This window comes from Stenotrophomonas bentonitica (assembly GCF_002887735.1).
Taxonomy (GTDB): Bacteria; Pseudomonadota; Gammaproteobacteria; order Xanthomonadales; family Xanthomonadaceae; genus Stenotrophomonas; species Stenotrophomonas bentonitica_A.
In genome coordinates, this window is record NZ_PKQP01000001.1 from 933,146 (window position 1) to 947,499 (window position 14,354).

Here is a 14,354-nt window from a genome sequence, read left to right on the forward strand (position 1 = left end):
GCCCCGCATGCCGATCTCCCGTTGCCTGTTGGCCGGCCTGGTGGTCGGCGCCGGGCTGGCCGATGCCCACGCGCTCGAGACCACACAGACCCGCGAGGATGTGACCCTGCACTACCACGACCCCAGCGATGCGCTGGCCGCGCCGGTGCGCGAGCGCATCATCGAGACGTTTTTCGGCGCCTACCTGCGCGAGCGCGCCGATTTCCATCCTGCCGCGCCGACGCAGGTCGGCATCGTGATCGACCCCGGTTACGACGGCATCGCCTTTGTCGGTGAGAAGGCGCAGGCGGCGACGATCACGATCAACCCGGCGTGGCTGGCCAAGCACCCGGGCGACATCGATCTGGTCACCCATGAAGCCATGCATATCGTGCAGGGCTACCCGGAGTACGCCAATGCGCGCGTGCCGGGCTGGCTGGTGGAAGGCATCGCCGATTACGCCCGCGACCGCTACGGCGAGGACAATGCCGGGGCCGGCTGGGCGTTGCCCACGCAGGTCAAGCCGGAGCAGAACTTCGATACCGGCTACCGGGTGACCGGTGCGTTTCTCGCCTGGAGCGAGGCGCAGCATCCCGGGCTGGTGAAGGCGCTCGATGGCGCCCTGCGCGAGGGGCGCTACACGCCGGCGTTGTGGGAAACGCTCAGTGGCGTGGCGTTGCCGGCGTTGTGGGAACAGTACGTGCGGGCACGCTGATTGCTCCGGGTGCCCGATCGGCGTCTGCGAGGCGCCGGCCAGCGGCCGGCACTACCGGTGCCATCGGTGCCCACGGGGTGTTGGTAGGTACCGACCGTTGGTCGGTACGCTTTCGTGGGTCAGCGCGCGCCCACCAACCCGGCGTACAGCGCGAACAACTGCTGGAAATACCGCTTCGTGCGTGGATCGCGCATGACACCGTTCCCGTGGCTGACCGTGGAGGATATGGTCGGGCCCAGGGTGGCGGCGCCCCCACCGGAGCGCCACCACGGCCGGGCCGCGTGGTGCTATTGGGCGCCTGGGAGGTTGCAGGGCGGTGACGTCTGTGCGGCGCGCGTGTGGCAGAGCCACCGGTTTCGCTGCCTGAAACGAGAACGCGCCCCGAAGGGCGCGTTCTGGCAACTGAGATCAAAAAGACCGGCAGGTTACGCGCCGTTCTTTTCGGCCTCCAGCTGCTTGCGGATCTGCGCATCCACGGCCGCGATCGCGGTCATGTTGAGCACGCGGCGCGAGGTCGCGCTGGTGGTCAGGATGTGCACCGGCTTGGCCACGCCCATCAGGATCGGGCCGATCGCCACGCCGTCGGTGAACACGCGTACCAGGTTGTAGGCGATGTTGGCCGCTTCCAGGTTGGGCAGCACGAACAGGTTGGCGCGGCCCTTCAGCGTGCTGTTGGGCAGCAGCTTCTGGCGCAGGGCTTCATCCCATGCAGTGTCGCCCTGCATTTCGCCATCAACATTCAGACGCGGGTTGCGCTTGAGCAGCATCTCGCGGACCGCACGCATCTTCAGCGCGTCCCTGGAATCGTGGCTGCCGAAGTTGGAGTGCGACAGCAACGCCACCTTCGGCTCGATGCCGAACAGCTTCATTCGGTACGCCGCCTGCAGCGTGGCTTCGGTGATCTGCTCGGCGGTCGGGTCTTCCTGCACGTGGGTATCCACGAAGAAGAACACGCCCTGCTGGTTGATCACGCCGGTCATCGCCGAGGTGGAGGTCACCTTGGCTTCCAGCGGCAGCACGCTGCGCACGTAGCCCAGCTTCTTGTGGAAGCGGCCGACCACGCCGGTCAGCATCGCGTCGGCTTCGCCACGCGCCACCATCACCGCCGCGATCAGGGTCGGGCGCGAGCGCATCAGGTTCTTGGCCGCGGCCACGGTCACACCGCGGCGGCCGGTGAGGTTGTGGTAGTACTGCCAGTAATCGTTGAAGCGCGGGTCGTCGTTGATGTTGGTGATGTCGAAGTCGACACCGGCCTTCATGCGCAGGCCCAGGCGCTCGATACGCGATTCGATCACGTCCGGGCGGCCGATCAGGATCGGCTGCGCCAGGCCTTCATCGACCACGTTCTGCACCGCGCGCAGCACCACTTCTTCTTCGCCTTCGGCGTACACCACGCGCTGCTTGTCCGAACGTGCACGGTCGTAGACCGGCTTCATCATCAGGCTGGTGCGGTAAACGAACTGGGCCAGCTTCTCGCGGTAGGCGCCCATGTCGGCGACCGGACGCGTGGCCACGCCCGAATCCATCGCGGCCTGGGCCACGGCGGCCGACAGCTCCACCAGCAGGCGACGGTCGAACGGACGCGGAATCAGGTAGTCACGGCCGAAGCTCGGGGTCTCATCGCCATAGGCCGAGCCCAGGTCGCTGGCCTCGCGGCGTGCCATCGCGGCGATCGCGTGCACGCAGGCGATCTTCATTTCCTCGTTGATCGCGGTCGCGCCGACGTCCAGCGCACCACGGAACAGGTACGGGAAGCACAGCACGTTGTTGATCTGGTTCGGGTAGTCCGAACGACCGGTACCGATCAGCGCGTCCGGGCGGACCGAACGGGCCACTTCCGGCATGATTTCCGGGGTCGGGTTGGCCAGGGCGAAGATCACCGGATCCTTGGCCATGGTCTTGACCATGTCCGCGGTCAGGATGCCCGGGGCCGACAGGCCCAGGAAGATGTCCGCCCCATCGACGATCTCGGCCAGCGTGCGCTTGTCGGTATCACGCGCGTAACGCGCCTTCTCCGGGTCCAGATCGCTGCGGCCGGTGTGGATCACGCCGTCGCGGTCGAAGGCGAGGATGTTCTCTTTCTTCAGGCCCAGCGAGACCAGCATGTTGACGCAGGAGATGCCCGCCGCACCCATGCCGGTGGTGGCCAGCTTCACCTCTTCGATCTTCTTGCCGGTGACCAGCATGGCGTTGAGCACGGCGGCACCGACGATGATCGCGGTGCCGTGCTGATCGTCATGGAACACCGGAATGTTCATGCGCTCGCGCAGCTTGCGCTCGACGATGAAGCACTCCGGTGCCTTGATGTCTTCCAGGTTGATGCCACCGAAGGTCGGTTCCAGCGAGGCGATGATGTCGACCAGCTTGTCCGGGTCGTTTTCATCGATCTCGATGTCGAACACATCGATGCCGGCGAACTTCTGGAACAGCACGCCCTTGCCTTCCATGACCGGCTTGCCGGCCAGCGGGCCGATGTTGCCCAGGCCCAGCACGGCGGTGCCATTGGAGATCACGGCGACCAGGTTGCCGCGTGCGGTGAGCTCGCTGGCCTGCTGCGGGTCGGCCATGATCGCCTCGCAGGCGTGTGCCACGCCCGGGGAGTACGCCAACGACAGATCGCGCTGGGTCAACATCGGCTTGGTCGCGGTGACCTTGATCTTGCCGGGCGGCGAGAGCCGGTGATAGTCGAGGGCTGCCTGTTTGAAATCTTCGTTGGACATCGCTTTCTGCAGATGAATGGGCGAGAGGAACAGGGGATCATACCCCCGTTGGCGTGGACGGACCTGTCGCTACGCTGTCGCGGTCATGCTGCAACCGCACATAATCCAGCAGCGCGCACCGGGCCTTCAAAACAAAACATGGCCGTGCCGCCCCGGCAGGAACGGCACGACCATGCACCACACAATCAGCTCATCGGGCTCAATGCGCCGGGGCCGGCAGCGTCGCCGGCAGGTCATCGACCACCAGCGGCGGCAGCTCGGCTTCACGGCCATCGAGCACCATCGCCAGGCGGTCACGGTCCAGCGCGTTTTCCCAGCGCGAGACCACCACCGTGGCCACGGCATTGCCGATGAAGTTGGTCAGCGAGCGGCATTCGCTCATGAAGCGGTCCACGCCCAGGATCAGCGCCATGCCGGCCACCGGCACTTCCGGCACCACGGCCAGGGTGGCGGCCAGGGTGATGAAGCCGGCACCGGTCACGCCGGCGGCGCCCTTGGAGCTGAGCATCGCCACCAGCAGCAGGGCGATCTGGTGGCCCAGGGTCAGCTCGGTGTTGGTGGCCTGGGCGATGAACAGCGCCGCCAGGGTCATGTAGATGTTGGTGCCGTCCAGGTTGAACGAGTAACCGGTCGGGACCACCAGGCCCACCACGGACTTGCTGCAGCCAGCCTTTTCCATCTTCTCCATCAGCGAGGGCAGCGCCGATTCCGAGGATGAGGTGCCCAGCACCAGCAGCAGCTCGGCCTTGAGGTAACGGGCCAGCTTGAACACCGAGAACCCGCACAGGCGGCAGACCACGCCCAGGATCACCGCCACGAACAGGAAGGCGGTCAGGTAGAACGAGCCGACCAGCCAGGCCAGGTTGACCAGCGAGCCGACCCCGTACTTGCCGATGGTGAAGGCGATCGCGCCGAACGCGCCGATCGGGGCGGCCTTCATCAGGATGTGGACCAGGCGGAACACCGGCGCGGTCAGCGCCTCCAGGAAGGTCAGCACCGGGCGGCCCTTCTCGCCGGTCAGGGCCAGCGCGATGCCGAACAGCACCGCCACGAACAGCACCTGCAGGATGTTGCCCTCGACGAAGGCACTGACCAGGGTGGCCGGGATGATGTCCATCGCGAAGCCGACCAGGGTCAGCTCATGGGATTTCTGCACATAGCCGTTGACAGCGGTCTGGTCCAGGTCGGCCGGGTTGATGTTCATCCCCGCGCCCGGCTGCACCACGTGCGCCACCACCATGCCGACCACCAGGGCCAGCGTGGAGAAGAACAGGAAGTAGGCCATCGATTTGGCGAACACCCGGCCCACGGTGCGCAGGTGGGTCATGCCGGCGATGCCGGTGACGATGGTCAGGAAGATCACCGGGGCGATGATCATCTTCACCAGCTTGATGAAGGCGTCGCCCAGCGGCTTGAGCGATTCGGCGAAGGCCGGCTCGTAATGGCCGAGGATGGCACCGAGGACGATCGCCACCACCACCTGGAAATACAGTTGGCGGTAGAACGGCAGCGGCTTGGCCGCCAGCGGGGCGGTGGTGGGAACGTGCATGGGAAAGCTCCGGCAGTGTCACGAAGGATGCCGGCCGCGTTGGGCGGCATCTGGCGTGGCCTTTTTACGCCCGCATCTCGCCAACGCAGATAACCTATTGGTACTAGCCCCCCGGTTCAGCTGGCCGGACTGCCTACACTGCCCCGGCACCGCGCCCCCACGGCGGCGGGTGGCCCGGCAGCGGATCAAGGGGGACAGACCCACAGATTTGCCGTCCGCGGCCGTTGTTGTACTGCCCCACCCTTATTCAAGCAGCTACCGCCCATGCGCCCTACGCCCCTGTTCATCGCCCTGGCCCTGACCACCGCCCCGCTCGCCGCCACCGCGGCCGACTGGGACAACTGGCCGACCAAGACCACTTTCAGTGACGGTACCGAGCTGGCAGCGACTGCCAACATCGCCTATGACCTCAACGACTTCTCCGGCGGCAGCGGCATCGAAGACGCCGACGCCGTGCGCCGCAAGGAATTCGGCGCGACCCTGAAGAAGAAGGGCGTGTACGACGCCATGGTCTATTACGACTTCCAGGCCGACACCTGGCTGGACGTGTTCGTCCGCTTCGAGAGCAAGGCCTTCTTCGGCAGCGACATCGGCCGCTTCCGCTTCGGCTACATGAAGACCCCGGTCGGCCTGGATGCCGGCACCTCCTCGCGCGCCGGCAGCTTCCTGGAAACCGCCCTGCCCGTGCAGGCGTTCTACGAAGGCCGCCGCACCGGTGCCGAATGGGTGCTGGAGCGCCCGCAGTACCTGCTGCAGGCTGGCGCCTACGGCGGCAAGGACCTGCAGGGCGACAACCCCGGCACCACCCAGGCCGTGCGCGGCGTGTGGACCCCGGTCAAGGCCGCAGGCGACGTGGTCCACCTGGGCCTGGCGTATTCGCAGGAAAACCCGCGCGGTTACCGCGATGGCCGTGACGTCTCGCACGCCGCCAGCGCGCGCCTGCGTGCGCGTCCCGAAGCCGGCCTGACCGACATCCGCCTGGTCGACTCCGGTGCCCTGACCACCGCCGACAAGATCGTGCGCACCGGGCTGGAAGGCATCTGGATCCGCGGCCCGTTCTCGCTGCAGGGCGAAGCGCTGCAGACCACGGTCAGCCGTGACGGCAAGCCGGATTACACCGGCAGCGGCCAGTACGCGATGGCCAGCTGGATCCTGACCGGCGAATCGCGCCCGTACAGCGCCGGCGCGGTGGCCAACGTCAAGCCGGCCCACGGCTACGGCGCGGTCGAGCTGGTCACCCGCTACAGCCGCATCGATCTGGACGATGCCGACGTGTTCGGCGGCCGCCAGCACGATTGGACCTTCGGCGCCAACTGGTACCTGACCTCGCACTTCAAGTTCCAGGCGAACTACGTCAAGGTCGACGCCAGCCGTCGCGGCGTGCGCAGCCAGCCGGAGATCTTCGAACTGCGCGCGCAGATGCATTTCTGAGCCCGCCCGGCGGACGCGTTGACGCGCGTCCGCCCTGCCCTGCCTAGACTGGCGCCATGTACCGCGTCTCCCGCTATCGCCCCTGGTGGCTGCTCATCGTCCTGATGCTCGGCGGCACGGCGCTGTGTGCGCTGCTGGCCGGGCGCTATGCGCAACAGCGGGCGCTGGATGACGAAAGCCTGCAGGTGCGGCGTCAGCTCGGCCTGTATGCGCAGACCCTGCAGCAGCGCATCGATCGCTTCGGCACGCTGCCGCAGGTGCTGGCGCTGGACCCGGACCTGCACCAGGCGGTGTCCCATCCGCTCACCGCCGCCGAGCGGCAGCGGCTGAACCTCAAGCTGGCCCAGGCCAACAGCGTCACCCGCGCCTCGACCCTGACCCTGATCGACCGGCACGGCATCGCCGTGGCCGCCAGCAACTGGGACCAGCCGACCAGCAATGTCGGCGAGGACTACAGCTACCGCCCCTACTACCAGCAGGCGATGGCGCGCGGCAGCGGGCATTTCTACGGCATCGGCATGACCACGGCCGTGCCGGGCTACTTCCTCTCGCAGGCGATCTACGACGATCGCGGCACCGTGCTGGGCGTGGTGGCGATCAAGATCGAGCTGCGCGCACTCGAACAGGAATGGCTGCAGAGCCCGGACATCGTGCTGGCCACCGACGCGCATGACGTGGTGTTCCTGGCCAACGGCGATGCCTGGCGTTACCGCCTGCTGCGCCCGCTCGGCCCGCAGGAGCGCAGCGAGATGCTGGCAACCCGCCAGTACGCCGACCGCTCGCTGCAGCCGCTGCAGGCCCGCACCGCGGAGGTGCTGGCCGATGGCGGGCGCATGGTGCGTGTGGAGCAGCCCGCCCTGCCACGGCCGGTGCTGTGGCAGACGCTGGCCCTGAACGAACCGCAGTGGAAACTGCACCTGCTGCATGACGCCAGCGCCAGCACGGCCGTCGGCCGCAGCGCCGCGCTGGCCGCTGGCGGGATCTGGTTGGCGCTGTGTTTCCTGGGCCTGTTCGTGCAGCAGCGCCGACGCCTGGCCGCGCACCGCCAGCGCAGCCGGCGCGAGCTGGAAAGCGTGCTCAAGCAGCATGCACAGGAGCTGCGCACCGCCCAGGACGGCGTGCTGCAGGCCGCGCAGCAGGCCGACAGCGGTCTCAGCCGCAGCCTGGCCCACCTGCCACAGGGCGTGGTGGTGATCGACAACGAGCAGAAGCTGGTGGCGTGGAACGCGCGCTATCTGGAGCTGTTCCGCTTTCCGACCGGGCTGATCCGGGTCGGACGCCCGATCGAGGAGATCTTCCGCTACAACGCGCGCCGTGGTCTGCTTGGCCCCGGGCCGATCGATGAAGCCATCGAACGCCGGTTGAACCATCTGCGCAGCGGGCGCCCGCACATGCGCGAGAGCGAGAAAGACGACGGCACGGTGCTGGAGATCCGCGGCAACCCGCTGCCCGACGGTGGCTTCGTCACCAGCTATGCCGACATCACCGCCTACAAGAACACCGCGCGCGAACTGCGCTCGCTCGCCGATGCGCTGGAGCACCGCGTCGCCGAGCGCACCCGGGATCTGGATGAAGCGCGCCGCGAAGCCGAACGGGCCAACCGCTACAAGTCCCGGTTCGTGGCCTCGGCCGTACACGATCTGCTGCAGCCGTTGAACGCCGCGCGGATGTTCGTTTCGGTGCTGCGCGGCAAGCTGCAGGGCGACGCGCGCGAACTCAGCGAGCACGTGGATGCCGCGCTCGCGGCGCAGGACGCCATCCTCAACAGCCTGCTCGATATCTCGCGGCTGGAATCGGGTGCGCTGCAGACCCATGTACGCGCCTTTGCGCTGTCGCCGCTGCTGGAAACGCTGGCGCGCGAGTTCGGCCTGGCTGCCGAAAGCCGCGGCCTGCAGCTGCGCTGGGTGGATACGCAGGCGGTGGTGGTCAGCGACGAGGCGTTGCTGCGCCGGATCCTGCAGAACTTCCTGTCCAATGCGCTGCGCTACACCCCGCGGGGCCGGGTACTGATCGGGTGCCGCCGCGACGGTGCCCAGCTGCGCATCGAAGTGCATGACCAGGGGCCGGGCATTCCCGACAGCCTGCAGGGCGAGATCTTCGAAGAGTTCCGGCGGCTGGACGATGGCGTGGACCAGGAACGCGGGGCCGGACTGGGCCTGGCGATCGTGGAGCGCATCGGCCGCCTGCTCGGCCACCCGATCCGCCTGCGCTCGACGCTGGGGCGTGGCAGTGTGTTCTCGGTAAGCCTGCCCATGGGCGAGGCGGCAGACGTGGTGCCCGCATCGGCACCCGCGGCTGCCCCGGTGGTCGACACCGGCGATGACAGCCCGCTACGCCATTGCCGGGTCTGGAGCATCGATGATGATCCGCGGGTCTGCGCCGCCACCCGCGCGCTGTTGGAACGCTGGGGCTGTGCGGTGGAACTGGCCGATGGCCCGCAGGCCGCGCTGGACCTGGCCACGCCCGCCACGGTGCCGCAGCTGCTGCTGCTCGATGTGCGCATGGGCGAGTTCCATGGCCCCGATCTTTACGAGGCGCTGTGCGTGCAATGGCAGGCGCGGCCCCCGGTGATCCTGGTCACGGCCGAACGCGACGATGCACTGCGCGCACAGGCGGCCGAAAACGGGTGGGGATTCCTGTCCAAGCCGGTGCGTCCGCCGGCCTTGCGCGCGCTGATGACGCAGGTGCTGCTGCGCCATCGCGGTGATGCCACGCGCTAGATGCCGGGGCCTGCGTCCCCTTCCGGCTCCAGCGCCTTCACCAGCACCGCCGCCTGCGTGCGGCTGTGGCACTCGAGCTTCTTCAGGATCGCGGTCACGTGCACCTTGACCGTGTTTTCGGCCAAGCCCAGTTCATAGGCGATCTGCTTGTTGAGCAGGCCGTCGGCCAGGCACAACAGCACCCGGAACTGCTGCGGGGTCAGTTGCGCCAGCCGCGTGGCCAGCAGCGCATCGGATTCGGACCGCTCTGCCGCCATCGCCGGGAACCACACGCCGCCATCGAGCACCGCCGCCACCGCCTGGCCGAGCGTTTCGGCCGGCGCTGATTTGGGAATGAACCCCGCCGCGCCGAACTGCTGCGCCCGCCGGATCACGCGCGGGTGGTCGTTGGAGGACACGATCACCACCGGTATGTCCGGATGCGCACCGCGTACGTGCAGCAGCGAGGAGAATCCGCGCGCACCGGGCATGGTCAGGTCGAGCAGGACCAGTTCGATCTCGGCGTGCTGATCGAGCGCGCTTTCCAGTGTCGCGGCACTGGCCACTTCAATCACGTGGACCTGCGGCAGCGCCTGACGCAGGGAATGCACGACCGCAGCGCGGAGCAGCGGGTGGTCATCGGCGACCAGGACGGTGATGTCACTCATGCACGAAGTGTGGCATGCCACCCGGCGCACTGTCGCATTCGGCCGCTGACAGCTGGATGACAGCTCACCGGTGACAGGGTCGGATCGACATTTCCTTGTACTGGAGGCTGCATGCTGACACTCATCGGGCTATTGACCATTGCTGCACTGGTGGCTCTGCTGATCACCGGGCGAACGACGGCCATCATCGCCCTCGTGTTGGTCCCGCTGGTGGCTGCGCTGATTGTCGGAACCGGCACGGATGCGCTTGCTGGCTACTTCAATGACGGCCTGAGGCGGGTCGCCCCGATCGCTGCGATGTTCATGTTCGCGATCACTTTCTTCGGGGTGCTGCAGGATGCGGGGCTGTTCCGCCCCCTGGTTGACGGGCTGGTGCGGATGACCGCGGGCAATGTCGTCGCGGTCGCCATGATGACCGCACTGCTGGGGATGGTGGCGCATCTGGACGGTGCCGGTGCCACCACCTTCCTGCTCACCGTGCCGGCGCTGCTGCCGCTGTACCGGCGCCTGCACATGAGTCCGTACCTGATGCTGCTCCTGCTGGCGACCGGTGCAGGCATCTTCAACATGCTTCCGTGGGCGGGGCCGCTCGGGCGCGCTGCCGCCGTGACCGGCATCGACGTCGGCGTGCTGTGGCAGCCGCTGGTGCCGGTGCAGGTGGTCGGTGCGGTGTTGCTGCTGGCGATGGCGGCCGTGCTGGGACTGCGCGAACGCGGGCGTGCTGCCCGCCTCGCCGCCAGCGGTGGCGACCTGGCGCCTGCCGGGACCGCTGCGCCGCTGCCCCGCGCAGCGGCGCCAGTACCCGTGCGCCATGCGGGGCTGAACGCGCTGCTGTTCGTCGCGGTCCTGGGTGCGCTGGTCGGTAGTCTGTTGCCCTCGGCCTACATCTTCATGATCGGCTTGGCGCTGGCCCTGCTGATCAACTACCGGCGCCCCGCGCAGCAGATGGAGGCGATCGCCGCGCATGCGCCGGCGGCGCTGAAGATGGGTGCGATCATCCTGGCCGCGGGCTCGTTCCTGGGGGTGATGGACGGCAGCGGGATGCTGCGCTCCATCGCGGCGGACCTGGCCCATGTGCTTCCCGACTCCATGCTGCCATGGCTGCATGTGCTGCTGGGCGTGGTCGGCTTGCCGATGGAACTGCTGCTCAGTACCGATGCCTACTATTTCGGACTGCTGCCGGTGGTACTGGAGATCACTACGCCGCTCGGCGTGGACCCCGCGCACAGCGTGTATGCGCTGACCATCGGAAACATCGTGGGGACCTTCATCAGCCCGTTCTCACCGGCGCTATGGCTGGCGCTGGGGCTGGCCGGAGCGGACATCGGGCGCCACATCCGCTACTCGCTGGGGTGGATGTGGGGCTTCTCTCTGCTTCTGTTGGGGGCTGCCTGGTTGCTGGGCGTGTTCTGATCTTCGCGCGGCGTGCTGTCACTGCCTGCGGGCAGCACGCTGGCGCGCCAGGCTTCCAGGAACTGGCGACGCTTGAGTGCGTCCAGATACACCAGCAGGCCGGGGCCGAGCTGGATCGGGCGAAGGTTGCTGGATGGCCCGCCGCCAGTAGTAGCCGCGGGCAGGATCGAGGTCAGGCGTGCCTCCCGTGAGAGGACCTGCTGCCCGCGCGGAGACAGCAGGTAATCCAGGAATCGGCCCGCTTCCTCGGGGTGCCGGCTGCTGCGCGGTATGACCGCCGTACGCAGCACCACCAGGGTGTAGTCCTCCGGCTCGACGATGGCCAACGGCGCGCCGGCCTCGATCCGTGCGCGTGCATAGGACCCCAGCACGTTGTAGACAAGGGCCAGTTCGCCCCGGCTGACCCGGTCCAGCAGCACGCCGGTCCGTTCCTCCAACTGCACCGCGTTGTCGCCCAGTGCACCCAGCAGCGCGCCGGCAATGCTGCCGCGCTGGCTGTCCTGGGTGGCCATGAGGTAACCCACGTTGCTGCGCTCGATATCGTAGGTGCCCACCCGCCCTTTCAACGGTGCATCGGCAGCGTGCAGCAGATCGAGCAGTTGCCGGCGCGTGCGCGGCACCCGGTTCGCCGCCAGGCGGCGGGTGTTGTAGACCATGACCACCGGCTCGTAGCTGATCCCGAACGCCTCGTGCCGCCACTGCGCCCAGGAGGGCAAGGCATCGGTCTGCGCCGAGCGGTGCGGCAGCGCGTGTCCATCGTTGACGAGCTTGGTCTGCAGGTCCATGCCACTGCTGATGAGCAGATCCGGTGCCGCACCAGGCCCCGGCACGTGCAGGTAACGGCTGTAGATATCCTGGGTGATGATGTCTTCGTAGATCACCTCCGTCCCCGGATGCAACCGCTGGTAGTCGGCGATCACCGTGGCGAACACCTCGATGTCGGTCGAGCCATGGATGCGCAGCTGCGCGGTGGGCGCGCCCTGCGCGGGAAAGCGCTGCACGTCGCCGGGGTCGGCCGCTGCGGTGAAAGCCACCAGCATCAACCACAGACCAGACAGAACCTTCATGCGTGCCTCCTCGGCAGCCGGATCGTGGCGATCAGGCCGCCGCCCACCCGGTTGGACAGATCGATATGGCCGCCATGGCTGTCAACCACGCGCTTGACGATCGCCAGCCCGAGCCCGGCGCCACCGGCGGCCGCACCTTCGCCACGCGCGAAACGCTCGAAGACCCGCTCCGCATCGGCCGGCGCGATGCCTCGGCCGTGATCGGCGATGGTCAGTACGCAGTGGGTGTCATCGGTGGTCAACGCGAGCTGCAACGCGCCGTCCCCACCGTACTTGAGCGCGTTGTCGATCAGGTTCTTGATCGCTTCGCGCAGCAGCAGTGCATCGCCGTTGACACAGGCCGGCTCGCGGGTCACCGCCAACTGCACGCGGGGTGCGGGCAATGCCTGCGGAAGCGCCTCATGCAGGGCCTGGTGCACGGTCTCGGCCAGGTCCACCGGCGCGAACCGCTGCAGGTTCGCGCGATGGATCACGCTGGCATCGCTGAGCAGCTGGTTGAGCAGGCGGCTCATGTGGGTGGCGTTGCGCTCGATCGCCTGCAGGCTGCGGCGCATGTCCTCCGGATCATCATCATCCAGTGCCAGCTGCGCCTGCGCGCGCAGCGCGGCCAGCGGCGTACGCATCTGGTGCGCGGCCTCGGCCATGAACGCGCGCAGGGTTTCATTGCTGGTCGACAGCCGCCCCATGAAGCGGTTCAGCGCACCGACCATCTGGTCCATCTCCTGCGGCGTGGCCGCATCCAGTGGCCGCAGATCGGAGGGCTCGCGCCGGGACAGCTCGCGTTCGACCCGCACCAGCGGCCGCAGCGCCCGGTGCACGCCGAGCGCGACCAGGGCCAGCGACAACAGCGAGAGCACCACGATCGCGACCAGGGCGCGGGTCACCATGTCCTGGGCCAGCGCCTCGCGTGCGCGCCGGGTCTGCCCGACCTGCACGCGGACTTCCGCCTGCGCGGACGGGGAGGAGACCCGCCGCGACACCACGACGAAGCGCACGGTCTCGCCGCTGTACGGCGCATCGAACAACTGCGGGCGATCGCTCGGCGCGCGCGGCGGCGCCGGCAGATCGCCGTAGCCGGTCACGGTCTGGTTGCGTGCATCGGAGACGCGATAGAACACGCGGTCTTCCGGCGCCATCGCCAGCAGGTCGAGCGCGGCGTAGGGCAGATCGACCTGCCACTGCGCCTCCACCAGCGCCACCGAATCGATGATCGACAGTGCCGAGGACACCAGCAGGTGATCGTAGGAACGATTGGCGGCGCGCTGGCCATAGTCGCGTGCACCGAAGAACAGCGCCACGGCGAACAGCGCCATCAAGCCGCCGAGATAGAGCCACAGCGTGCGCCGGATCGAGCTCGGCGCGCGGGCATCACCCGCCATCGGGACGGCTGTCATCAGGCGTGGCGTCGTGTGCTTCGAGCAGATAGCCGCTGCCGCGTACGGTGACGATGCGCAGCGGTGCATCGGCCAGCTTGCGCCGCAGGCGACCGACGTAGAGTTCGATCGCGTTCGGGCCGGCCTCGTCATCGAAGCCGAACAGGCCGTTGCCGATCTCGTCCTTGCCCACCACCTGCCCCAGCCGCCCCATCAGGATCTCAAGCAGGCGGTACTCGCGGTTGGGCAGCTCGATCGGCTGGCCCTCCAGGCTGACCCGGTGCGCGGCGTTGTCGAACTGGAAGCCACCAATCTGCACCACCTCGCTGGCCTGCCCGCGGGTGCGGCGCAGCAGCACGCGGCAGCGCGCCTCGAACTCGCGGAAATCAAACGGTTTGCCGAGGTAATCATCCGCGCCGACATCCAGCGCCTGCACGCGATCTTCGATCCCGTCACGCGCGGTGAGCATCAGCACCGGCGTGCTGTCGCCGCGCTCGCGCATGCCGGCCAGCACGCGCAGACCGTCCAGCTTGGGCAGGCCGATATCGAGCACGACCAGATCGAAGCTCTGGTAGCGCAGCACGCTCGCCGCGGCCAGCCCGTCGCTCTGCCAGTCCACGGCATGCCCACTGCGGCGCATGCGGCGGACGATCGCGTCGGCCAGGTCCGGGTTGTCTTCCACCAGCAGGATGCGCATCGGTCGGGATCGGGAAAGGTGCGGGAATGCTAGCGCGTGCGGC

10 protein-coding genes are annotated in these 14,354 nt (G+C 67.9%); 4 read left to right on the top strand and 6 right to left on the bottom strand.

Annotated features, from left to right (window positions below; translation table 11 throughout):
• Nucleotides 1-7: 7 nt before the first annotated feature.
• Nucleotides 8-694 carry a basic secretory protein-like protein gene (locus C0R07_RS04085; RefSeq protein WP_102788217.1) on the top strand — a complete coding sequence of 229 codons (687 nt, stop codon included), beginning with the start codon at nucleotides 8-10 and terminating at the stop codon, nucleotides 692-694.
• Nucleotides 695-1,119: 425 nt separating this feature from the next.
• Here the strand turns inward: C0R07_RS04085 and C0R07_RS04090 are convergent, their stop codons facing one another.
• Nucleotides 1,120-3,414: an NADP-dependent malic enzyme gene (locus tag C0R07_RS04090; RefSeq protein ID WP_019183787.1), complete on the bottom strand. Its 2,295-nt coding sequence runs from the start codon at nucleotides 3,412-3,414 to the stop codon at nucleotides 1,120-1,122.
• Between the two features lie 199 nt (nucleotides 3,415-3,613).
• Nucleotides 3,614-4,963, bottom strand: a complete 1,350-nt coding sequence (locus C0R07_RS04095; RefSeq protein ID WP_070425883.1) for a dicarboxylate/amino acid:cation symporter — start codon at nucleotides 4,961-4,963, stop codon at nucleotides 3,614-3,616.
• Between the two features lie 264 nt (nucleotides 4,964-5,227).
• On the opposite strand from C0R07_RS04095, the gene C0R07_RS04100 reads away from it, so the two are divergent.
• Entirely contained in the window at nucleotides 5,228-6,394 is a 1,167-nt protein-coding gene (locus C0R07_RS04100; protein WP_102788218.1) for an OprO/OprP family phosphate-selective porin, read from the top strand.
• A 56-nt stretch (nucleotides 6,395-6,450) separates the two neighbouring features.
• Nucleotides 6,451-9,114 carry a hybrid sensor histidine kinase/response regulator gene (locus tag C0R07_RS04105; protein WP_102788219.1) on the top strand — a complete coding sequence of 888 codons (2,664 nt, stop codon included), beginning with the start codon at nucleotides 6,451-6,453 and terminating at the stop codon, nucleotides 9,112-9,114.
• On the opposite strand, the gene C0R07_RS04110 is transcribed toward C0R07_RS04105, so the two are convergent.
• Nucleotides 9,111-9,761 (bottom strand): LuxR C-terminal-related transcriptional regulator, encoded by a 651-nt coding sequence (locus C0R07_RS04110; RefSeq protein WP_019183783.1) that lies wholly within the window; start codon nucleotides 9,759-9,761, stop codon nucleotides 9,111-9,113. The genes C0R07_RS04105 and C0R07_RS04110 overlap by 4 nt on opposite strands.
• Before the next feature lie 111 nt (nucleotides 9,762-9,872).
• On the opposite strand from C0R07_RS04110, the gene C0R07_RS04115 reads away from it, so the two are divergent.
• Nucleotides 9,873-11,174 carry a CitMHS family transporter gene (locus tag C0R07_RS04115; protein ID WP_102788220.1) on the top strand — a complete coding sequence of 434 codons (1,302 nt, stop codon included), beginning with the start codon at nucleotides 9,873-9,875 and terminating at the stop codon, nucleotides 11,172-11,174.
• Here C0R07_RS04115 and C0R07_RS04120 read toward each other — a convergent pair.
• The 3 genes from C0R07_RS04120 to C0R07_RS04130 are packed head-to-tail and all read right to left on the bottom strand — an operon-like array spanning nucleotide 11,102 to nucleotide 14,311.
• Nucleotides 11,102-12,241 carry an ABC transporter substrate-binding protein gene (locus C0R07_RS04120; protein ID WP_070473626.1) on the bottom strand — a complete coding sequence of 380 codons (1,140 nt, stop codon included), beginning with the start codon at nucleotides 12,239-12,241 and terminating at the stop codon, nucleotides 11,102-11,104. The genes C0R07_RS04115 and C0R07_RS04120 overlap by 73 nt on opposite strands.
• Nucleotides 12,238-13,620 (bottom strand): sensor histidine kinase, encoded by a 1,383-nt coding sequence (locus C0R07_RS04125; RefSeq protein ID WP_102788221.1) that lies wholly within the window; start codon nucleotides 13,618-13,620, stop codon nucleotides 12,238-12,240. Before C0R07_RS04125 ends, C0R07_RS04120 begins: the two co-directional genes overlap by 4 nt.
• A complete protein-coding gene (locus tag C0R07_RS04130; RefSeq protein ID WP_102788222.1) occupies nucleotides 13,610-14,311 on the bottom strand; it encodes a response regulator transcription factor in 702 nt (233 codons plus the stop codon). Before C0R07_RS04130 ends, C0R07_RS04125 begins: the two co-directional genes overlap by 11 nt.
• Between the last annotated feature and the right edge of the window lie 43 nt (nucleotides 14,312-14,354).